The sequence below is a fragment of the Sorangium sp. So ce375 genome (assembly GCF_051473855.1).
Classification (GTDB): domain Bacteria; phylum Myxococcota_A; class Polyangia; order Polyangiales; family Polyangiaceae; genus Sorangium.
In genome coordinates this window covers 2,033,660-2,054,114 of the sequence record NZ_CP150335.1, presented here as the reverse complement: position 1 = coordinate 2,054,114, position 20,455 = coordinate 2,033,660, and the positions used below count along the sequence as shown (strand labels likewise).

General features: G+C 70.3%; 15 protein-coding genes. 7 read left to right on the top strand and 8 right to left on the bottom strand.

Going from position 1 to position 20,455, the window contains the following annotated elements:
• Positions 1–75: 75 nt before the first annotated feature.
• Positions 76–1,179 (top strand): alpha/beta hydrolase, encoded by a 1,104-nt coding sequence (locus WME90_RS07855; RefSeq protein WP_437280459.1) that lies wholly within the window; start codon positions 76–78, stop codon positions 1,177–1,179.
• 551 nt (positions 1,180–1,730) lie between these two features.
• On the opposite strand, the gene WME90_RS07850 is transcribed toward WME90_RS07855, so the two are convergent.
• Positions 1,731–2,555, bottom strand: a complete 825-nt coding sequence (locus WME90_RS07850; RefSeq protein WP_437280458.1) for a hypothetical protein — start codon at positions 2,553–2,555, stop codon at positions 1,731–1,733.
• 709 nt (positions 2,556–3,264) lie between these two features.
• On the opposite strand from WME90_RS07850, the gene WME90_RS07845 reads away from it, so the two are divergent.
• Positions 3,265–3,795: a hypothetical protein gene (locus WME90_RS07845; protein WP_437280457.1), complete on the top strand. Its 531-nt coding sequence runs from the start codon at positions 3,265–3,267 to the stop codon at positions 3,793–3,795.
• Positions 3,796–3,822: 27 nt separating this feature from the next.
• Here WME90_RS07845 and WME90_RS07840 read toward each other — a convergent pair whose 3' ends face one another.
• The gene (locus tag WME90_RS07840) at positions 3,823–5,058 is read right to left on the bottom strand and encodes a styrene monooxygenase/indole monooxygenase family protein (RefSeq protein ID WP_437280456.1); all 1,236 of its coding nucleotides are present in this window, start codon (positions 5,056–5,058) and stop codon (positions 3,823–3,825) included.
• Positions 5,059–5,553: 495 nt separating this feature from the next.
• Between WME90_RS07840 and WME90_RS07835 the strand changes: the two genes are divergently transcribed.
• Positions 5,554–7,413, top strand: a complete 1,860-nt coding sequence (locus WME90_RS07835) for a CotH kinase family protein (protein WP_437280455.1) — start codon at positions 5,554–5,556, stop codon at positions 7,411–7,413.
• 682 nt (positions 7,414–8,095) lie between these two features.
• The gene (locus tag WME90_RS07830) at positions 8,096–9,046 is read left to right on the top strand and encodes a hypothetical protein (protein WP_437280454.1); all 951 of its coding nucleotides are present in this window, start codon (positions 8,096–8,098) and stop codon (positions 9,044–9,046) included.
• Between the two features lie 78 nt (positions 9,047–9,124).
• Here the strand turns inward: WME90_RS07830 and WME90_RS07825 are convergent, their stop codons facing one another.
• The 3 genes from WME90_RS07825 to WME90_RS07815 are packed head-to-tail and all read right to left on the bottom strand — an operon-like array spanning position 9,125 to position 12,397.
• The gene (locus WME90_RS07825; protein WP_437280453.1) at positions 9,125–10,369 is read right to left on the bottom strand and encodes an MFS transporter; all 1,245 of its coding nucleotides are present in this window, start codon (positions 10,367–10,369) and stop codon (positions 9,125–9,127) included.
• Position 10,370: 1 nt separating this feature from the next.
• Positions 10,371–11,510 carry a hypothetical protein gene (locus WME90_RS07820; RefSeq protein WP_437280452.1) on the bottom strand — a complete coding sequence of 380 codons (1,140 nt, stop codon included), beginning with the start codon at positions 11,508–11,510 and terminating at the stop codon, positions 10,371–10,373.
• A gap of 8 nt (positions 11,511–11,518) precedes the next feature.
• Positions 11,519–12,397 (bottom strand): phytanoyl-CoA dioxygenase family protein, encoded by an 879-nt coding sequence (locus tag WME90_RS07815; RefSeq protein ID WP_437280451.1) that lies wholly within the window; start codon positions 12,395–12,397, stop codon positions 11,519–11,521.
• A gap of 302 nt (positions 12,398–12,699) precedes the next feature.
• Here WME90_RS07815 and nrfH point away from each other — a divergent pair, with 302 nt between their 5' ends.
• From nrfH to WME90_RS07800, 3 genes are all read left to right on the top strand, one after another.
• A complete protein-coding gene (gene nrfH, locus WME90_RS07810) occupies positions 12,700–13,218 on the top strand; it encodes a cytochrome c nitrite reductase small subunit (protein ID WP_437280450.1) in 519 nt (172 codons plus the stop codon).
• A 30-nt stretch (positions 13,219–13,248) separates the two neighbouring features.
• Positions 13,249–14,676 (top strand): ammonia-forming cytochrome c nitrite reductase subunit c552, encoded by a 1,428-nt coding sequence (locus WME90_RS07805; RefSeq protein WP_437280449.1) that lies wholly within the window; start codon positions 13,249–13,251, stop codon positions 14,674–14,676.
• Between the two features lie 408 nt (positions 14,677–15,084).
• Entirely contained in the window at positions 15,085–16,410 is a 1,326-nt protein-coding gene (locus WME90_RS07800; RefSeq protein WP_437280448.1) for a M28 family metallopeptidase, read from the top strand.
• 29 nt (positions 16,411–16,439) lie between these two features.
• Here WME90_RS07800 and WME90_RS07795 read toward each other — a convergent pair whose 3' ends face one another.
• The 3 genes from WME90_RS07795 to WME90_RS07785 form a co-directional block, all read right to left on the bottom strand.
• Positions 16,440–18,584 carry a substrate-binding domain-containing protein gene (locus WME90_RS07795; protein ID WP_437280447.1) on the bottom strand — a complete coding sequence of 715 codons (2,145 nt, stop codon included), beginning with the start codon at positions 18,582–18,584 and terminating at the stop codon, positions 16,440–16,442.
• Positions 18,585–18,925: 341 nt separating this feature from the next.
• Positions 18,926–19,618, bottom strand: coding sequence for a hypothetical protein (locus WME90_RS07790; protein WP_437280446.1), 693 nt, complete (start codon positions 19,616–19,618; stop codon positions 18,926–18,928).
• A gap of 94 nt (positions 19,619–19,712) precedes the next feature.
• Positions 19,713–20,414, bottom strand: a complete 702-nt coding sequence (locus tag WME90_RS07785; RefSeq protein WP_437283576.1) for a hypothetical protein — start codon at positions 20,412–20,414, stop codon at positions 19,713–19,715.
• Positions 20,415–20,455 lie beyond the last annotated feature (41 nt).

The following is a 20,455-nucleotide window of genomic DNA, read 5'->3' as shown; positions in this document are numbered from 1 at the left end:
CCCGCACGGCCGCGAGGGCGCGCCTGCGCGCCCCGGGCGGAGCTGCACTTATCTCTCATCCTCGGAGGGCTCGTCATGTCATTGCGATCGTGTCTCGTGGTCCCGGCGCGCCGCCGCGCGCTCGCCGTCTCGTGTGCCGCCGCGCTCGCGGTGTCGCCCCTCGGCGCGGGTTGCCGCTCCGGAGAGCCCGCGTCGTCCGCCGGCGGGAACGGCGCTCCCCCGGGCGACACGGAGGTGCCTGACGCGGAGGTGCCTCCACCGCCGGACGCGCCGGCGTGTCCGGAGGCGGCCAGCGCCGAGATCACTGTCGAGAACGCGCGCGGCGCGCTGTCTGGCACGCTCGAGGTGCCGGCCGGGTGCGGGCCGTTCCCTGCAGTCGTGATCATCCCCGGGTCGGGGCCGACGGACCGGGACGGCAATCAGGCCGCCGCGGGCATCCGCGCGGACACGTACAAGCTCCTCGCGGAAGGGCTCCGTGACAGGGGCGTCGCGTCGATTCGCTACGACAAGGCCGGCATCGGCGCGAGCGTCTCCGCGGCACCCCGGTCGGAGCAGGAGCTGCGCTTCGAGATGGGCGCCGACGACGCCGGCCTGTGGGTGAAGAAGCTCCGCGACGATGGGCGCTTCGCGACGGTCACGGTGGTGGGCCACAGCGAGGGCTCGCTGCTCGGTATGCTGGTCGCCCAGGAGACCGAGATCGACGGCTATGTCTCGATCGCCGGCGCGGGCCGGCCCATCGGCGACGTGCTGCGCGAGCAGCTCGCCAGCCTCCCGGCCGAGGATCGCGAGAGGGCTTACGCGATCCTCGGCCAGCTCGAGGCCGGGGAGCTCGTCGCGGACGTCCCGCAAACACAGCTGTTCATGAGCATGTTTCGGCCGAGCGTGCAGCCGTACATCATCTCCTGGATGAAGCACGATCCCGCGGTGGAGATAGCGGCCGTCACGGCGCCCACCCTCCTCCTGCAGGGGACGACAGACATCCAGACCAAGGTCGAGGACGCGGAGCGGCTCGCCGGCGCGCGGCCGGACGCGGCGCTCGTCATCATCGAAGGGATGAACCACACGCTGAAGGAGGCGACGCTGTCGAACGCATCGCAGAACGCCGCGTACGCCGATCCGAGCCTGCCTGTCGTGCCGCGCGTCTTCGAGGCGATCGAGGCGTTGATTCGGCAGGAGTGACGCACGGGCTTCTCCATGGCCTCGTTCCAGGTGTACCCTCCTCGAGGACCATGGGATCGTGCAAGGGCTGCGGGTGGATGCTTCGCGCCGCCGAACGCGTGTGCCCCGCCTGCGCCTGGTCGCGCGCTGGTGCGCGCGCTCGCTCCGCACGTCTCTGACGCCGCCGCCGCGCTGGCGGCGCAGTGCGGCCACCTGCCGCTCACGCTCTGCGTGGCCGCGGGCGCGCTCGCCGCGGAGGAGGGCCTGGATCCGGCCGACTACCCAGCGCACGCGACCACGCCCGCGCGCGCCGCAAGGCCGATGAGCGCAGGCGGCGAGGCGGATAGCGCGTCTCCGTATCCACGGCAGGGGTCCTTTCTAGCGCCAGACCATGCGGCGACGGAGAGCGCGACGACGGATCGCACCCCTTCGGGAGGCATGGCCCCAACCCGGGCTCAACGAATAGGCGTTTGCGGGACTTGCGTGCCGAAGCGCCCCGGAGGCCTCCGGCAAAGTGCTGTCGGCAAGCAGCAGGCCTGTGCCGGGGAGGCAAGCGAAGAAGACGGCTTCATTTACAGGAAGAACTCGATCCTCCCCCACCGCGCCGAGGTCACGATGACGACGACGTTGCCGCCGCCCGACTTCAGCGTGCGTGCTTTCGCGGTCGTGCCGAGCTCGATGGGGGTGGGCTTCGTCGACGGGGCGCTGCTCGGCGTGTGGGGCCACGGGTTCTCGACGTTGGTCACGTTGATGTGCGCCTGCCGCTTCGTGACCGGGGTCTTGCTGTCGGGCGCGGTGACCCTCTTGGAGAGCTGCGCCATCGCCTCGTTCAGGGCCTTGTCCACGTCACCCTGCTTCTCGGTGGTGATGTTCTTCGTCTCGATGGCGATGGTCGAGTGCGGCGTGAAGAGGCTCACGTCGGGGTGGCGCTTCGTGTCGTGGCCCAGTTCGGCGGAGATCTTACCCATCCCGAACAGGACGGGGTTGATGGCCTTCTTCAGCTCCAAGAAGGACGCATGGCACTTGTTCCAGTGGTTGTAGGCCCATGCGCGCAGCCCCTCGGCTTGAGGTGAGTCGGGCGCCAGGCTGGAGGTATACCGCGCGAGCTCCTCGCCACACGCGTGCGTCTCCTCAAGGACTTGCGTCCAGTATTGGCCCGCCACGTCCAGCTTTGAGGGCGCTGCGACGGCGGCGGATCGCTGCACGATCCGCTCCGAGTCCGCGCGGGGAGATGGCGTCCGGGACACGCGCTGCGGGGCGACCGCTGCGGGGTGAGGCGCGGGCCCCCGCGGGAGCATCGCCGGGTGTGCGGGCCTCTGCTGCACGATCATGGCCTCGTGCGGCACGCGCGGGCGCGCCACGGTGGCCGGATGGGGAGGCCGCTTGAGCTGGGTCATGGCTCCGGCACCATCGGGCATCGGATTGAGCCAGGCCAACTAATCGGCTCGGGAGCTTCGGCCCGCCACAATCGATCTTCGTCTTCAGACCTAGCCCCAGGTGCCTTTCCGAGGGCGCGGCGGAAGCGAGCCGGCGGCGCCGCGTCGCGCCTGTGTTACACGGCGCGGTCGTCTCGTGGGGAGGCGGCCCGATATCAACCCTGTCCGTTCACAGCTTCGGCTTGTCAGGTCCTTTGACCATCGTATTGTCATAAGGACGAGCGGTCGGCTGAACCAGCGGTGTCAACGCGCGAAAGGCGCTGCTCGCTCGTGCAGGCCAGCGCGGGCGTGTCGATCGGTTTGGAGACGTATCCGTCGCAGCCGGCCGCGCGGCCTCCCAGCCAAAACCGTCGTCCCGGTCCCCCTTGTCGTACGCACCCCAGGAGAAATCGATCCACGGCTGCGTGCACCAGAACCTGGTCATCGCCCCGGGATCGGTCCCCCTCACCGTCGCCGTGTCCTCCGGCGCGTCCTTCTCGGCGATGCCCAGGCACCTGCTGGAATGCTACGGGCGCGACCGGAGGCCATGCCCTGAAGGGGCCAGCCTCCCTGTGTGGAGGCCATGCCCCTCCGGAACGGCGCGCCCACTGCGCCGCCCGCGATCACGGGCCCGCCCGCAACCCGCCATTTCGGCCCTCCCGCCGCCGAGGCGTGCTAGAAGGCGACGCACATGAGCAGGGTCTCCGAACGCGCGTTTGCCGAGATGGTCGAGGCGGGGTGTCCCGCATGTGGTGGACGGCGGCTCAACCTGCGCTCGTATGTCGACGGGCTCGTGCCGCTCATGGAGGGTGAGCCCGTCGGGCCGATCAAGTGGGTTTACAAGGGCGAGATGTTCGTCGACGGGCTGTACGAGATCGCGTGCGGCGCGTGCCAGCACCTCCTGTTCACGGACGACCGCTGCCCGCGGTGCCACGCCGAGGGCGGCCTCGAGCGCGGGCTCACGACCACCAACACGTACGCCGCGCCGGAGCGGTGCTCGCGGTGCGAGCACATCGAGGTGCGCTTCATCGCGTTCGTGCCAATCCGCGTGAAGTACGAAGGAAAGCGCGCGGACAGGGCGCAGACGAGCGTCGAGCTGCTCGACCCCGGCTTTCACGGCTATCGCGTCGACTGCAAGGACTGCGGCAAGATCGCCGAGCGCGCGGACGCGTGCCCGATCTGCGAGAGCCCGGCGCCGATCCGGGCACGCTTCAGCAGCTGATCGAGCGGCCGCGGGAGGCCCGCTGCGTCAGGCGTGGCTCGCGATGAAGCTGGCCGTCGCCTCGGGCGACGAGAGGATCGCCCACTGGCGATCCGGGTACGAGAAGTTCCTGGCGAACGCGTCGGCCACCGGCTGGCTGCGCGAGGCCGCCGCGAGGAGCGCCAGCGCGTGATCCGGCGGCGGCAGGAGGAAGGCGTTCGTCCACTCCGTGGCCGGCCGGAGCGCGTCCCAGAGGCGCTCCTCGAGGTCCGCGCAGAACGCCTCGTCGAACGCGGCGCCGGCGGACGCCTGCCCGGTGATCCGCTCGGCGGCGAGCCACGCCGCCAGCGTGGCCATGTTCGCGCCCTGGCCCGTGATCGGATCGTGGGTGATGTGGAGATCGCCCAGCGCGAGCGCGAACCTGCCGCCGCCGAGGGGCGCGTACGCGCGCCGCACCACCGGCGTCACGGCGCCGATCAGGTAGTCGCGCGGGCCGGCCAGGCCGAAGCTCGCCCGATCGACGCGCTCGGCCGTGAGCGGCGCGTGCGTGAGCACCGCGTCGAGCAGCGCCGCGTCGAACCGCGCCGGATCGTCCTCGTAACGCATCCGCGTGATCGGCTCGAGCGCGCCGCCGGGGATCGCCTCGATGAGCAGCGAGGGCACGACGCCGCCGAGCGTGAGGTACTGGTTCTCGAAGATCTCGCCGTGCCCCGGGGAGAGCTGGAACATGAACTTCAACGGTGGCCCGGGGGGCATGCGGAGCCCGCGGACGATGCCCGCGAAGAGCCGCCGCTGGGGCGCGGCGTGCGGGCTTCGCTCGGCGACCCTCGGGAAGAGGTCCGTGAGGCCCGCCCGGCCCGTGGCGACGACCACGAGGTCGTGCTCGGCGGCGAGGCCGCGGACGCCGGCCGCGTCGATCGAGGCCTTCACCACGCGGCCGCCCCGCGCGGCGAAGTCCTCGAACAGCCGGGGGAGATAGACGCGCATGTCGATGAAGAGCGCTTGATCCGCGAGGTGGCCGACGAAGCCGAGCGGCGGCTCCGTCGCCACGCGGATCTGGAAGGTGCTTGTGGCAACCTCGGGCCCCTCCCAGTGCGCGACGCCGAGCGCCCGCTGGCGCGCGCGGGTCGGCGCGGAGAGCCCGACGGTGCTGGGCAGGCGCCCCGCCCGGATCTCGTCCGGCGTGCGCTCCTCGTAGAGGCTCACGTCGAGGCCCTCCTTCTGGAGGTGCAGCGCGAGGTGCAGGCCGGCCATGCCGGCGCCGACGATTGCAATGGTGGGCATCCTTGTCCTCCTCGTTTCTTCTCACCTGTGCGTGCGAGCTTCACGACGAGGTCCGCCAGGCGCTCGCCGCCCCCGGCGGCGGCGACGCCGCGGGAGCGGATCGCTGCGGCGAACACCCCTCGCGCGGCGGCGCTGTCCCGGCGGATCCCTCGTCGCAACCATCACCCTGCGTGGCTCTGGCCAACGTAGAGGAAGTACGAGGACGAGTCGCGGCTTCGAGCGCGGCACCGTGACCGGCCTCACTGCGGCGCCGACGGCCTTCATCCCGTCCAGATCTTCACGACCAAACCGCCCCGGCGCGCGGCAGGCCGGAGAACTCCCCTTGTACCCATCGGTTCCGGTGTAGGGAGCGTCGGCGTAAACGATGAAGCTCTCGCACCCTGGCTCCCGGCGAGAGCCTCTCCGGGTGGTTCAAGGCGGGGCGCGATTTTTCCGATGCGCGTTGACTCGAGGGGAAGTGCGTGGAGCGAGCGAGCCATGTAGAAGAGAAGGAGCGTGAGAAAGTCATTCACACATTCCTGGAGCTGGACCGGTCCGCTCGCGATGTCCGCTGCGCTGCTCGCCGCCTGCGGCGACGCCGCGGAGGATCCCCGGCCGGACGGCAGCAGCGTGGGCAGCTCAGGCACTGGCGGCAACGGCGGCTCCGGCGGCAACGGTGGCAACGGTGGCGACGCAAGCGCCGCCGGCTCCGGCGGCCTGGGCGGCGCGGGCGGGGGGGCGCCGCTGCCCCCCGATCCCGCAGCGCCGCTCTTCGCCGGAACGAGCATCCCGCGGTTCGAGATCACGCTGTCGCAGGCGTCGATTGAAGAGCTCAACGCCACGCCCGACGAGTACGTCCCCGGGGAGCTCACGGTGACGCTGGACGGCGAGGTGATCGAGCTCGCCGACGTCGGCGTGCGGCTCAAGGGCGTCCACGGCTCGTTCCGTACCCTGGACGCCAAGGCCGCGTTCTTGCTCAAATTCGACGAGTTCACCGACGACCAGACCCTGCTCGGGGTGGAGAAGCTCGCGCTCAACAACATGGTCCAGGACCAGAGCATGATCCACGAGCCCCTGGCCTACGCGCTGTTCCGCGCGATGGACGTGCCCGCGGCGCGCTCGGCCCACGCGACGGTATGGCTGAACGGCTCGCCCTACGGCCTGTATGCCACCGTCGAGGCAGCGGACAACCCTCGCTTGCTGGATCGATGGCTCGGCGGCCACGAGGGCAGCCTGTACGAGGGGGCTTACGGGAGCGATCTCGAGCGCTCGAGCATCGAGACCTTCGACCAGGACAACGGCGATGACGTCGCGTTCGCCGATCTGGCGGATCTCGTGGACGCGCTCGACGGCATGACGAGCCCGGACACGTTCCTCGCCGAGGCGTCGCAGTACATCGACATGGATCGCTACCTCGCGTTCGCGGCCACGGAGACCTTCATCGGCCACTGGGACGGTTATGCCTGGTATCGCAACAACTACTTCATCGCGCGGCGCCCGGACGACGGCCGCTGGACCTTCCTCCCGTGGGGCCTCGACCAGACCTTCTCGGACGATCTCTATCCCTTCGGCGGCGAGGCCCGCCTCCAGCAGATGTGCACCGCCTCGCCGCCCTGCCTGCAGGCGCTCGCAGCGGCGTTCGAGCGCGTCCTCGAGCGCGCGTCGGAGCTCGACCTGGCGAGCGACGCCGAGGCCGCGCGCTCCCTGATCTGGGACGACGTGCTCGAGGACCCGCGCCGGGAAGCGAGCTCCGATGTCGTCGACGCGGAGATCGACGCCACCATCGCTTTCCTGAACGACCGTCCTGCGGGCGTGCGGGCGGGCCTCGCCTGCGCGGACCCCTCGGGGCTCGACGCGGACGGCGACGGATCGTCCGGCTGCGGCGAAGACTGCGACGACGGCGATGCCTCGGTGTACCCGGGCGCGCCCGAGCTGTGCGACCTGACCGACAACGACTGCGACGGGCTCGTGGACAACGATCCATCGTGCCCGCACTGCGCCCCGCACCCGCTTCCGGAGGGCGGCTCTCTGGCGCTCTGCTTCGCGCCCGCGACGTGGGCGGACGCGGAGCTCGACTGCATCGCGCAGGGCGGGCACCTCGTGTCCATCCACGACACGGAGACGCAGGATCTCGTGGTCTCGAGCGCCGACGAGGTCCAGCCGGGCGATTGGTGGATCGGGCTCACCGACGCGGCGTCCGAGGGGGACTTCGCGTGGACCGACGGCACGCCGTACGACGCCGAGCGCTGGGCGGGCGGCGAGCCGAACAACGCCGGCGACGGAGAGAATTGCGTGGAGCTGGCGAGCTGGGCCAACGGGCAGTGGAACGACATGCCCTGCGACGCCGAGATGCCCTACGTGTGCAGGCTGCCTTGATGAGCCCACGCCCGGGAGCTTCGACGCGCCTGTGACATGTCACGTGACATGTCACGCATGTCCCGTGACATGTCACGCATGCACCGTGACATGTCACGATGCGTAGATACGGTAAACATACACAACCATTCCAGCCGGACGGCACCGGGGTCTTCCACGGTGCGTACGTCGTCGTTGCATTCTGTATGTCTCCGCGCTACGGGAGCCGGGCTCGGTGCTTCTACAGGTGCATGAGTGTGAGGGGGGACTGAACTGGTATGCCTGCTGCATCATAGCGGAGCGCAGGTTCGTGTAATCCGGGCCTGGTCGTTTGAGAAGGCGAGTGAGGCGTACGATATTACGCCGCGGCGAGCCGAACGACGCGGCCGTGCCCGTAGCGCACGAAGATGCGTCCCGCCGAGGCAGCAAACCGCAGATTTCGAGCCGCCAAAGACGCCGAGACGATGCTCCGCGCTTGGCGCCTTGGCGGCCCATTTCCACGTTCGATCAACGTGATTGGCTGCTCGCCCGAGTCTCTCCGCCGGGATCCACATCAGGGCAAGAGAGCGAACCGGCAACGCCGAGCGTTTCTCCGCTCGATGACACCGTAAGGCGCGACCGCAGCGAGGGAGGGGCACGCCGTCTATCGAGCCTGGCGAGCGAGTCCATCTCCAATGTCCGAACCATGAAAGACAAAAGAAGAATGAAGACCGATTCCATCGTGACCGCTTCGACCCTCCGTCGCCTCGCCTGCGCCACCTCCGCGTTGCTCCTGGGCGCTCTCTCGACCGGATGCATCGCCGGTCCGGGGAGCGACGCAGGGGACGAGGAGACGGTGGGCTACGCCGCAGACGCGCTGAGCGGCTACTACCAATGGATACGACGGACCACGACCAACACGGCTGGTTACGACATGGGGTTGACGTCGGCTGGCACCTGCGTCCTCAGCGGTGTCGCAGGGAAGCTCGACATGGGTTTTCAATGGTACACGAGCGACAGGGAGTCGCGGGCCGCCGTGGAGCGAAGCGGAGGGCATAACTGGCTCTTCGCCTACGGGGGCGCCTACCACTCCAACTCCGCGCCGTACCATCTCTACAACCCTGTCCTGGCGCAAGCCACGTGCTTCCCCGACACCACGAACGTGCAGCTCGGGACCTGGGAGGCCTCGACCAGCAGCACGACCCTGGCAGCCCCCGTCAAGATCGCCGATCTGGATCCCAACCACCTCCGGCAATGCTTCCTCAGCGAGATCCGCAGCGTCCAGGAGGCATTCGACCAGATCACGGAGTTTGGGCGCGTGAAGGAGTACACGACGACGGACACCTGGCACCCGACGACTGGATGGTATCTGGAAGGCAGTCTCTACGCGAGCAGCTGGGACTCATCGACCCCGAACCTCGGGGCCACGTGCATCGACTTCCCTTCAGGGTCGGTGATCACCACCGGCTACGTTGGCACCCTCGGGGACACGGTCACCGAGACGATCACCTCGGGCACGGGGATCAAGGCGTGCGGGCTCACCCACGTCGGCGGCACGTTCACAGACTACGACTGGGACGATGGTGTGTTCATCGACATGCCCGCCACGCTGGATGGCCAGTGGACGATGACCGTCATGACCGGCAAGGGCGGCCATTGGGCTTGCGTGAAGTGACCCTCGGGTCGTGATTCGCCCGGCCGATGCTCGGCGAGCGGCGGATCCAGGGACGGACCCCGGGAACGCCGTACCGGGCTATATCCGCGCCGTCTCCTCGAGCTCCTTGCCCCGCGTCTCCGGCAAGAGCCACAGGATGAGCGCGAGCGCGACCAGCGGGAAGAGCGCCGTCGCGGACACCGCCGGTCCCCAGCCGATCTCCTCCGCGGCGAAGCCCACCGCGATCGGAGAGAGCATGTAGCCGATCCGGCCGAGCAGGTTGTTCGACCAGGCGATCGCGTCGCTCCGGAGGTGCGTCGGGAAGAGCTCGGTCATGTAGGCGTTCAGCACGGGGAGCACCCCGCTCGCGCCGAAGATGGCGAACACCAGCGCGGCCGTGAGCCCGCCCCGGGAGCCCAGGGAGTACGCGCCGAGCACGCCGGCCGACGCCAGCACATAGATGATCACCGCGCCCAAGCGGCGGCCCACCACGTCGATCAGCTTGCCCGAGGCGAAGATGAGCGGCATCGAGACCAGCGCGGCGAACGTGATGCTGCCGCCCACCTCGCCGTCGCTGAGCCCGCGCTCCCGGAGCGCGAACGTCTTCCAGAACGTCACCGCGTTCTGGGTGCAAACGTACGTGAGCCCCCAGATCAAGGCGAGCTGCAGCATCCGCCCGCGGTACGGCGTGCGCAGGATGCGCGTGAGCGGCGGCGCCGCCTCCCCCTCCCGCTCGGCCGCCGCCCGCTCGAACCGCGCCGTCTCGCGCAGGCCGCGCCGCGCCACGGCGATGAGCACGAGCGGGATCCCGCCGACGAGGTACACGCTGCGCCACCCGTACGGCGTCGCGAGGAGCAGCGGCACGACCCCGGCGCACACGATGGATCCCAGGCTCGAGAACGCCTGGATGACGCCGATCACCATCCCGCGCCGATCGCTCGGGTACTCCTCGGCCGCGTACACCATGCTGACCGCCCACTCGCCGAGGAGGAAGATGCGCGCGAGGAGCTGCAAGACGGCAAACACGTAGACGTTCGGCGAGAACGCCGTCAGCACGGAGAAGATCGTATACCCCGCGATGGTGACCGATAGCACCCGGCGCCGGCCCCACTGGTCCGCCTTGCGCACGAGCAGGTACGCGATCATCGTCCCCGAGTTGATGACCCCGACGAGGAGCCCCTCGTGGCGGGCCGAGAGGCCCATCTGCGCGCCGAAGTTCGGCAATATCTGCGTGAGCGCCAGGAAGTCGTAGCCCTCGAAGAACGAGGCCACGCTCAGGAACCAGAACAGCCGCCGCTGGTACGGCGTGAACGGCGTCTTCTCTTGCGGGGCGGCTGTCGTCATATCACCTGTTCCCTCCGAGCGGGCGCTCATAGACGCGATAACGCCGGTACGGCACGCACCCGGCCGACTCCACGATATGGCGCATCGCCGCGTTGTCCTCGTGGATCAAGGAGGCCTCGAGCCGCTCGTACCCCGCCGCGAAGAGGCCGTCGATCACGTGCCGCACGAGGAGCGCGTGGAGGCCTGTCGACCGGAACGCCGGCACGACGCCGATCAGCTTGAAGCTCGCCGTCCGGACGCGGCGGAGCGCCCCGAGGACGCGCGCCCAGCCGAGCGGCAAGAGCCGACCGCGCGCCGCCGCGAACGCCTCGTTCAGCTCGGGGAAGCACGCCGCGAACGCCGCGGGCTCGCCGCGCACCGTCGCGATCTGCAAGAGGCGCGGGCTCGCCAGCGCGACGAACGCGCGCCCCAGGTTCACGAACTCCGCGCGCGACATCGGGACGACCTCGGGCACGCCGCGGTAGGCCTCGGTGAAGACCGCGTGGGCGATCTCCATGTCGCGCGAGACGCGGTGAACCGCGACGCGCCGCACCTCGAGGCCGGGGAGGCTCACGGCGTCGGCCTTCCGGCGCAGCGCCTCGGGGAGCTCGCGGCGGCGCCCCGCCGCGTCGACGAGCGGCGTGTCGTAGGCGAGCATGTCGTACCGCTTCGAGAACCCCTCGGCCTCGACGAGCTCGCGGTAATACGGAGGGTGATGGCCCGCGAGCATCGGCGGCCGCGAGCCGTACCCCTCGACCAAAAGCCCGATGTCCTCCACCCGCGTCACGTTGCGCGGGCCCCGCAGCGACGTGGCGCCCTGCGCCCGCGCGCGCTCGCTCACCGCGCCGAAGAGCGCCCGCGCCGCCTCCGGATCGCGCTCGCACTCGAAGAAGCCGAAGAACGCCGTGCGCTCGCCGCTGTGGCGATCGTGGCGCCCGTCGAGGAGGAGCGAGATCGTGCCGACCGTCTCGCGCCCGCGCCGCGCCCGGAACAGGCGCAGGCGCGCGTCACGGAAGAAGGGGTTTCGCGGGTCGAGCCGCCGCAGGACGAGCGGGCGGAGCGGCGCCACGTAGCCAGGATCGGCGGCGTGGAGGCGCAGCGGCAGGTCGAGGATCTCGGTGAGATCCGCGCCGGCCTTCGCCTCCTCGACGGTGATCGACATCGAGGCGCTCAGTATCCTGCGAGCCGCTTCAGCCGGAAATACAGCGGCGTGGGGCTGCCCTCGTGCTTCTCTTTGCGCGGTCCGCTCATGAGCGGGAGGTACATGACGCGCCGCTGGCTCGCGTCGCCCGTGGCCGTGGCCTGCGCGACGCGGTGCCAGATGCGGCCGTCGTGGATCGTGAGATCCCCCGCCGAGGCCTCGAGCGCGTACTCGTCCGGGTCGGGCCGGTGGTCGAGGAAATAGGCCTTTCGCGTCATCATCTCGAAGAGGCCTTGTCGGTGCGACGACGGGATCAGCCTTACGCCGCCCTTCGACAGGGGGGAGTCGTCGAGATAGAAGCCGACGTTGAGGTAACGGCGCGGCTTCTCGAGATAGAAGATGTCGCGCAGGCTGTCGGTGTGCCAGCCGAGGCGCTGGTACGTCGACCCCTCCTCGTGACGGTAATGGTTGACCACGAGCCCGTCGCGCTCCCGCTCGGCGATCCGGTAGCCGGGCCCGGCCACATCGAGGATGGCGCCGAGGCGAGGGTCGCGCAGGAAGGCGCTGAGGCGCTCGCCGAAGAGCGACGCGAACACCATACGCTGGATGTAACGCGAGCCGTCCTTCCGCGTGCCGAGGAGGAGCGGGACGCCGTTGATGTGCGTCCTGCCCTCCCCGACGAGCCGGCGGTCCACGGCCTCGACCTCCTCGACGAGCGCGCGCACGGCGCCGCGATCGGCAAACCCGCGGAAGCGGATGAAGCCGTGGGCGTCGAGGAAGTCCCGCTGCTCGGCCGTGAGCGCGCCGCCGAGCTCGAAATCCGGCAGCCGGATACGGTGGTTCGCCGGAGGCGGCCCGGCGCTCGCGGGCGGGGCGGCGGCTGGCTGCGTGTCGCGCGGGGCGTTCACGTGACGTCTCCTGGCAAGCTTCTACCGCATACGGGCCACGGCGGGAACAGCCGCCGCGGGGAGCGCCCTCCAGCGCGGAATCTGCACCGCCGCGCACGCCTTGCGGCCCCGTGCGCCTCCCCGCCGCAGCGCCCCGCGTCCGGGCCTCCCCGCGGGTCGGGCCGCCCCGCCGCCGAAGCGTCGATCACCGCGCTCGCCGAGGCGAAGTGGCACCTGCCTTGCACAGCGCGCCGGACGCGCAGTAGACGCGAGTAGCGATTGGGGAACCGGTGCAGCGAGCGCTGACAGACGAGCAAGATCCCATGACGGAAGGGCAACGGCGAGGTGAACCGCCGGAGCCCCCGGCGCGCGAGCGAGCGCGCGGCGGGCGCGGCGCCACATGGGGATTGCTCCTCGCGCTCTGCGTCGCGCTCGGCGTGGCCGTCGGGCTCGGCGGGTACACCTTCGTCTATGCAAAGGGCGCCTCGTACCTGACAAATGATCCGGCGGCGTGCGCCAACTGCCACATCATGAACGAGCAGTTCGCCGGGTGGCAGCGCTCCAGCCACCGGGCCGTGGCCGGGTGCAACGACTGTCACGCGCCACACACGTTCCTGGGGAAATATGCCACGAAGGCGTCGAATGGGTTCTGGCACTCCTTCGCCTTCACCTCGGGCCGCTTCCCGGACCCGATCCGGATCAAGCCCAGCAATCTACGCATCACGGAGGAGGCCTGTCGCGGGTGTCACGGCGACGTCGTGGACGCGATCGACAGCGAGCACCACGGCGCGCCCCGGCTCTCGTGCGTGCGCTGCCATGAATCGGTGGGCCACCTGCACTGAGGGGCGCCCGCCGCGCGAGGGATGGAACCGATGACGGAGCCGAAGGACGAACGATCCACGACCACGAGCGCGCGCCCCCGCAGACCGCCGGCGCGCCGGCGCTACCTGCCGCTCGCGGCGCTCGCCGCCGCGGCGGCGACCGCGGGGATCGCCGCGCTGCTCGTGAACATCTTCGAGCACAAGCAGGAGGCGAAGAGCCCGTTCTATCGCGTTGTCGAGCTTGACGACACGATAGACGACCCGGCGGTCTGGGGGAAGAACTTCCCCCTCCAGTACGACGGCTACCGGCGCACGGTCGACCAGAAGCGCACGCGCTTCGGCGGGAGCGAGGCGGTGCCGCGCACGCCGACGGCGGCCGATCCGCGCAGCGTGGTCGCGCAATCGAAGCTCGAGGAGGACGGGCGTCTGAAGACGATGTGGGCTGGATACGCCTTCGCGCGCGATTTCCGGGAGGAGCGCGGGCACGCCCACATGCTCGAGGATCAGGTGTACACCGAGCGGCAGATCGCGACGAAGCAGCCGGGCACGTGCCTCCACTGCCACGCGTCCGTGTACGTACCGTACAAGAAGCTCGGCGGCGGCGACCTGATGCGCGGGTGGGAGGCGATGAACCAGATGCCCTTCTCCGAGGCGCGCAAGCTCGTGACGCACCCGGTCTCGTGCATCGATTGCCACGACCCGGAGTCGATGCAGCTCCGGGTGACGCGGCCCGGGTTCATCGAGGGGATCCGCGCGCTCAAGGCGTCGATGGGCGAGGCCGATTACGACGTCAACACGAAGGCGACCCGCCAGGAGATGCGCTCGTACGTCTGCGGCCAGTGCCACGTGGAGTATTACTTCAAGGGCCCGGAGAAGCGGCTCGTGTACCCGTGGGCGAAGGGCATCAAGGTCGACGAGATCTACGCCTACTACGAGGAGAACGGCCACTCGGACTGGACGCACGCGGAGTCGGGCGCGAAGGTGCTGAAGGCGCAGCACCCCGAGTTCGAGATGTGGAATCAGGGCGTCCACGCCCGCTCCGGCGTGGCCTGCGCGGACTGCCACATGCCGTACCAGCGGGTGGGCGCGACGAAGATCAGCGATCACCACGTGCAGAGCCCGCTCCTCAACGTGAACCGCGCGTGCCAGACGTGCCACAAGTGGCCCGAGGACGAGCTCCGGCAGCGCGTGGAGACGATCCAGGAGCGCCATTTCGAGGCGCGCAACCGCGCGATGGACGCCGTGACGGCGCTCATCGGCGACATCCGCCGGGCGAAGGAGGCCGGGATGTCCGACGAGGCGCTCGCGGGCCCGCGCGCGGCGCAGCGGAAGTGCCAGTTCTTCGTCGACTTCGCCGAGGCCGAGAACTCGTCGGGGTTCCACGCGCCCCAGGAGGCGATGCGCATCCTCGCGTCCGCCATCGACACCTGCCGTCGCGGCCAGCTCTCGCTCCGCGACGGCACCCCGCCCGAGCAGTGACTCCGTCTCTCCCCCGGCCCCGCGCGACCGTCGTTCACTCCCGCTCTCCTGGGCGAGCCGACGCGCCCCCTCATTTGTTGGCATTTTAGAGGAGATTGAGCAGGGAGGCGAGGAGACAGGGAGATGGGTGAGATTTCACTCCCCTTCTCCCCGCCTCCCTGTGAATCTTCCCGGAGTTTACCTGGCCTGCTGGCCGGGATCGTGCCGCCCGCGCGAACAGGCCAAGCGGCCTCGTCCTCGACGCCTGCACGACCTGACGAGCTGGACCGTGACTCCATAGCTCCGGCGGAGCGCCACTGTGTCCCTCATTGCATTTGACGCGATTCATCCGGATCTGGGCTCATCGCGAGATAGTTCTTGGATAATTCGTTTGAGATCCGTACGGTGTCGCCGAAAGGGGAAGACGCCATGGCAATCTGCCGCAATCGTTCGAGCGCTGTCGCCGCGCTGTGTGCCGCCTTTGCGCTGGTCTCGACGTCGTGCGCGTCCGGAGATCCGGGCGCGCCGGCGGCCGAAGAAATCCACGTCTCGCACGTGGGCAAGGACACGGTCAGCGCGTTCCTGAACCGCCTCGCGACAGAGACTGGCCAGGTCGTCGTGACCCGCGCCAGCATCGATGACGCCTGGCAGAGCGTCACCCTGAAAGAAGAGCGCGGGGCCTCGCTCTACCTCGTGGAGGGGCCGCTGCCCAGCGCGGCGCTCCCGGGCGAGCGAGCGCGCGTCGGCGGGATCGCGGTCGTCGCCGTCCCGGCGGGCCGCGACGCCCATGACTGGCTCGGATCGGTCCGCCATCACGCGGAGCCGATCGGAGAGCGCGAGCTCTTCGTGTCACGCGCGCCCGGACGGCAGGGGACCCGCGCTCCGGCCGGGGAGCGCGCGCGGTTCGACGGCGACGCCGCCGAGATCCCCGCTATCCACATCGACGCCGAGTTCCTCGAGGCGCGGCTCAAGGAGCTCTCCGGCGCCGCGCCCGTCACCATCGACGGCCGCAGGGCGGTCATCCGCGAGCGCGGCTCCGATAACGGGCGCTCCCTGGCCCGCGCCTGGATGCGCCAGCAATACGAGGCGCTCGGGTTCACCGTCGAGGAGCACGCCTATCAAAGCGGCTGGAGCCAGGGCGTCAACCTGACGGCTGACAAGGCCGGCGCCGATCCGTCGCGCGTCCTCATCCTCTCGGCGCACTACGACTCGATGAGCAACGCCGGCGCCGACGACGACGGCTCCGGCATCGTGTCGTCGCTCGCCATCGCCCGCGCGCTGAAGGACGCGAAGCTGAGCATCGGGCTCCGCGTCGTCGCCTTCGATCAAGAAGAGGACGGCCTCCTCGGCTCGCGGGCCTACGCGAGCCAGCTCTCCCGGAGCGGGCAGCTGGATCAGGTGGTCGGCGTCCTGGATCTCGAGATGACGGGCTACGACTCCAACGACGACGGGCAGTATCACGTCATCCACTGCAACGAGAACACGTCGTCCGATCTGGCCGCCTTGGTCGAGGGGGCCGCGGCGAGCGGCAAGCTCGGGCTGACCCGGGTGGACGCCTGCACGAACCGCAGCGATCACTCGGCGTTCTGGCGCTATGGAACGCCGGCCGTGGCCGTATCGCAGAACTTCTTCGGCGACGACGGCAACCCCTGTTACCACCAGAGCTGCGACCGGGTCGATCAGCTCAACTGGGACTACATGCGGCGGCTGACCGAGGCCGTCGCGCGCGCGGCGGCCAAGCTCCTGACCGAATAATCGACAGGGGCTCGGCGCGCCCGGCCGCGCTACTCTGCCCGCCTCGACTTCGTCTTCTTCTCTGGCCTGGTCAGCTCGCTGATGGCGGCGGCCAGCGACTGGAAGATGGATATGCCGTGCAGCTCGATCCCGAGGCCGACCATGCCCTGCGCCATCCTGGGGCCGACGCCGACGAGGCACACACGCGCGCCGAGCAGCCGGGTCGCCTGCGCCGTCTGCACGAGCGCCGCCGCGATCGCCTCGTCGACGAACGGCACGCCGGTGACGTCGAGCAGCACCCACCGGGCCCCCTCCCGCGCGACGCCCGTGAGCGCGGCCGCCGTGATCTGCTGCGCCCGCGCGGCGTCGATCGCGCCGATCAGCGAGATGAGCAGCACCCCGGGCAGCAGCGGGATGACGGGACAGCCGAGCTCCCGCACCGTGCTCGCCAGCGCGCGCTCGCGCTCGTAGGCGGCGGCCAGCATGTCGCGCTCCGCCTGCAGCGCGACCGCCATCTCATGCTGCTCGAACGCGGCGATCAGGAGCGACACCCACATGGACAGCGGGTGGAGGTTGTCCGCGAAGCTCTCCGTGTGCAGCCCTCCCATCACCAGGGTCCCCCAGTCGCGCTGCGAGCCCACGATCGGGACAATCACGAGAAAGCCGCTCGGCTCGTCCGGCAACGCGGCCGCGCGCAGGGCGGGCGGCGGAAAGAGGCCGGCCGGATACCGTCGCCCCACGAGCGCGGCCACGTCCGGATCGCAGGTGTGCACGCTCTCGATGACGGCCTCCGGCCCGTCCGCGCCCGGATCGTCCGCCCAGCGCGCGACGCACGCGACGCGCACGGTGGTGTGCGCCAGCCACGCCAGGCGCTCGTCGGTCCATACCTGCTTCGAGACAAGGAGCCTGCTCATGTTCACGTTGGCGCGAACCAGCCGCTCGAGGCTCCTCACGCTATATCGCTCCGCCGCCACGAGGGCCCGCTGCTGCGAGAGGCGCACGCGGTCGAGGAACTTCTCCAGCCGGCGCCCGGCGTCCGGATCCGAGGCGCCGGCGAGCTGCCGCGCGGCGGTCTCCTCGATATGCTTCACCACCGCGAGGAGGACGTCGATCCTGTTGTTGCGCGCGACCGCTGCGCCGAAGGCGCGATCGAGCGTCTCCACGTCCGGCAGCTCCGCCCCGCTGAGCGCCGCGCCGAGGCCCCGCACGATGACCTCGGCCTCGGGCCAGGCGAGGGGCGCCTCGGCGGGCTGCGAGCACCTCGGCCCCTCGATGAGGCCGCTCAGCTGCCGGGGCAGCTCGCGCTCCCAGTCGCAGAGCGGCGCGTCGAGCTCCGGCGCGAACGGCTCCGCTTCCCACGCAGCGCTGCCGCACGAGCGCCGCACCACGAGCTCGGCGGGGACGCGGGTCACGAGCGGCGGAGGGGGGCGGCCGTCGAGGAGATCGATGAGGCGCTCGACAGCCGTGCTCCCGAGGAGCACCGGGTCCTGCCGTATCGTGGTGAGCGGCGGCTCGCAGTGCTGAGCGGCGCTGATGTCGTCGAACCCCACCACGGCGATGTCCTCGGGCACGCGGTATCCGCGCGCCCGGAACGCGTTGATGGCGCCTATGGCCATCTCGTCGTTGCCTGCCACGAGCGCGGTGCAGAACTTGCCGTCGCGCTCGATGAGCGCCCGCACGCGCTGCTCGGTGTACAGGATGTTGCACTCCTGGAACTCGGAGAGCAGGTTGAGGCCGGTCTCGAGGCCGCGCGCGCGCAGCGCCTCATCGAACGCGCTGGCCCGCTCGATGAAGTCGTCCGACGTCGCCTTGCCGATGTAGGCGATCCGGCGATGACCGAGGCGGGCGAGGTGGTCGACGAGCTGGCGAATCGTACCGTGGTTCTCCGCGCGAACGACCGGGCAGCGCGCGCCGAGCGCGGGCGCGCAGAAGATCACGCCGGGCTTCCCATCGGAGAGCAGCTCCTCCAGGCCGTCGATGGTGTACATCGTTATCCAGCCGGCCACGTGGTGAAGCGCCATCCCGCGAGCGAGGACGTCCCGAGGCGTCGCGCGGATCAGGAGGAGCTCGTAGCCGCGCGCGCGCGCCGCGCGGTGCATGCCGCCAAAGGCCGCGGCGTTGAAGGAGTTGTCCAGGAAGACCGCCGCGACGCCGATCACCTTCGACGTGCGCAGTTCGACAGGCCCACTCTTCATCCCGGTCGCGTCCTCCCCCGCGTCGCACAGGCGAGCCTATCACCGTCCTCGACGAAACAACTGGAGAACTTCCGAGCAACCGGCTGGTCATCGATGCGGAGCGCGCTTCGGGTGCGCGCATGTAATCAATCCTGCACGGCCGGGCCGCAGCGACCGCTTCTACAGCAGCTTTCGCGCGGCGCGGGCCGAGCGGGCCAGCCGTGAATCGATGTTGTGGGGAGCCATACGCAGGAGGCGAGGGCGGAGATGGGGGGCGCTTCAGGGCGCGGCGGGCTCGCCCTGCTGCGCGCGCGGGGCGGCCGCGCGAGCACCTTTCTCAGGGCGGATGACCGCGGGCGCGGTCACTTGCCTTGAGCGCGCCCGACGGGGAGCTCCGGGCCGACGCAGCCGCAGCCGCACTCGTCGGAGAATTGCGCCTCTCCCGGCGCGCAGATGAAGTCGACGAGGTGGCAGTACTCCGGATCGTGAGAGACGTAGCGCACGTCCGGATCGGCGGCGTCAGGGCAGGTCTCCGGCGCGGGGCCGAGGCAGCCGCAGCCGCACTCGTTGGAGAAGAGCTTCTCGGGCGGCGAGCAATCGAAGTCGATGAGGGCGCACTCCGCCGGCTCGTAAGAGACGTAGCGGACGCCCGGATCGCCCGGGTCCGGGCACGCGGGCTCCTCGTCGATGCAGCCGCAGCCGCACCCGGGCTCGGTCATCAGCCGCTGTCCCTCGGCGCAGACGAAGTCGATGAGCGCGCACTCGTCCGGATCTTGAGAGACGTAGTGGACGCCCGGATCGCCCGGATCCGGGCACGCGGGGGGAGGCGACTCCTCGTCGATGCAGCCGCAGCCGCACCCGGGCTCGGTCATCAGCCTCTGGCCCTCGGCGCAGACGAAGTCGATGAGCGCGCACTCGTCCGGATCTTGAGAGACGTAGTGGACGCCCGGATCGCTCGGATCCGGGCACGCCCCGCCGCCGCCCGTGGGAGGGTCGCAGCCGAGCAGTCCTACGATCGAAGAGGCCGCAAGAAGCAATAAGGCACAGGTTCGCATGTTGGTCTCGTATCTTTCTCGTGTGGGTTGGGAGATGCACCTCCCCCGGAGGCCCGCCTCGAGCCTCCCGGAGGAGCGGAGAGCTGGAATCGGCTCAGGGCGCGCCGGTCACGAAGAGCGTCACCGCCCGCCGGAAGACCTCCGGAGACGACACCTCGATCAGCGCCACTTCCTCGCGGGTGGCGGCCTCGGCCGGCCGGTACACAACGCGGAGCTCCGCGACGCTGCCGGCGTCGAGGACCACGGGCGCCGCCGTCCCCTCGAGGCTGTACTCGGGCGCCGGGGCGCGCAGCGCGATGCTGTCGATCGCGAGCGGCGCGCCGCAGGTGTGCACCAGCGCGAGGGTGCCGATGGACATCGCGCCGACGTCCGTCTCGGGCAAGGCGAGCTCCTGCTCGACCCGGAAGCAGCCGGCGAGCGGGCGTGGCGACGGCTCGAGGACGCCGGCCCCCGCGAGGAGATCCATCGGCGCGGAGCGCCGCGCGCCGCGCCGCGCTTGGAGGCGCAGCTCGTTCCCCCGGACGCCGTCGATCTGGAGCGCGAAGCTCCCGTCGTCCGCGACCGGCGCGACCACCGGCGGCGCGGTCCCGTCGAGGTTCACCGCCCAGACAACGTCGGCGTCCGTCACGCTCCCGGGCCCGCCGGCGAGCTCCAGCGGGGCGCCGTCGCACTCGTCGCACACGGCGCCGACGACGTCGCCGGCGAGCGCCGGCGGCCGCTCGAAGGGCGGCTCGGGGATGGGGTTCACCCCGCACCCGGCGGCGCAAGCGACGAGAAGGACCGCAAGCCAGCGCATCACGCCTCCCTTCTTTTCAAGAGTCGCGCCAGCGCGATGGG

Excerpts from the sequence above, each read along its gene's own strand:
- WME90_RS07820 (WP_437280452.1), bottom strand. The coding sequence starts at position 11,510 with ATGTCGATCACCGTCGAGGAGGCGAAGGCCGGCGCGGATCTCACCGAG.
- WME90_RS07850 (WP_437280458.1), bottom strand. The coding sequence starts at position 2,555 with ATGACCCAGCTCAAGCGGCCTCCCCATCCGGCCACCGTGGCGCGCCCG.
- WME90_RS07795 (WP_437280447.1), bottom strand. The coding sequence starts at position 18,584 with ATGAAGAGTGGGCCTGTCGAACTGCGCACGTCGAAGGTGATCGGCGTC.
- WME90_RS07800 (WP_437280448.1), top strand. The coding sequence starts at position 15,085 with ATGGCAATCTGCCGCAATCGTTCGAGCGCTGTCGCCGCGCTGTGTGCC.
- WME90_RS07825 (WP_437280453.1), bottom strand. The coding sequence starts at position 10,369 with ATGACGACAGCCGCCCCGCAAGAGAAGACGCCGTTCACGCCGTACCAG.
- WME90_RS07855 (WP_437280459.1), top strand. The coding sequence starts at position 76 with ATGTCATTGCGATCGTGTCTCGTGGTCCCGGCGCGCCGCCGCGCGCTC.
- nrfH (WP_437280450.1), top strand. The coding sequence starts at position 12,700 with ATGACGGAAGGGCAACGGCGAGGTGAACCGCCGGAGCCCCCGGCGCGC.
- WME90_RS07830 (WP_437280454.1), top strand. The coding sequence starts at position 8,096 with ATGAAGACCGATTCCATCGTGACCGCTTCGACCCTCCGTCGCCTCGCC.
- WME90_RS07840 (WP_437280456.1), bottom strand. The coding sequence starts at position 5,058 with ATGCCCACCATTGCAATCGTCGGCGCCGGCATGGCCGGCCTGCACCTC.
- WME90_RS07805 (WP_437280449.1), top strand. The coding sequence starts at position 13,249 with ATGACGGAGCCGAAGGACGAACGATCCACGACCACGAGCGCGCGCCCC.
- WME90_RS07845 (WP_437280457.1), top strand. The coding sequence starts at position 3,265 with ATGAGCAGGGTCTCCGAACGCGCGTTTGCCGAGATGGTCGAGGCGGGG.
- WME90_RS07785 (WP_437283576.1), bottom strand. The coding sequence starts at position 20,414 with ATGCGCTGGCTTGCGGTCCTTCTCGTCGCTTGCGCCGCCGGGTGCGGG.
- WME90_RS07790 (WP_437280446.1), bottom strand. The coding sequence starts at position 19,618 with ATGCGAACCTGTGCCTTATTGCTTCTTGCGGCCTCTTCGATCGTAGGA.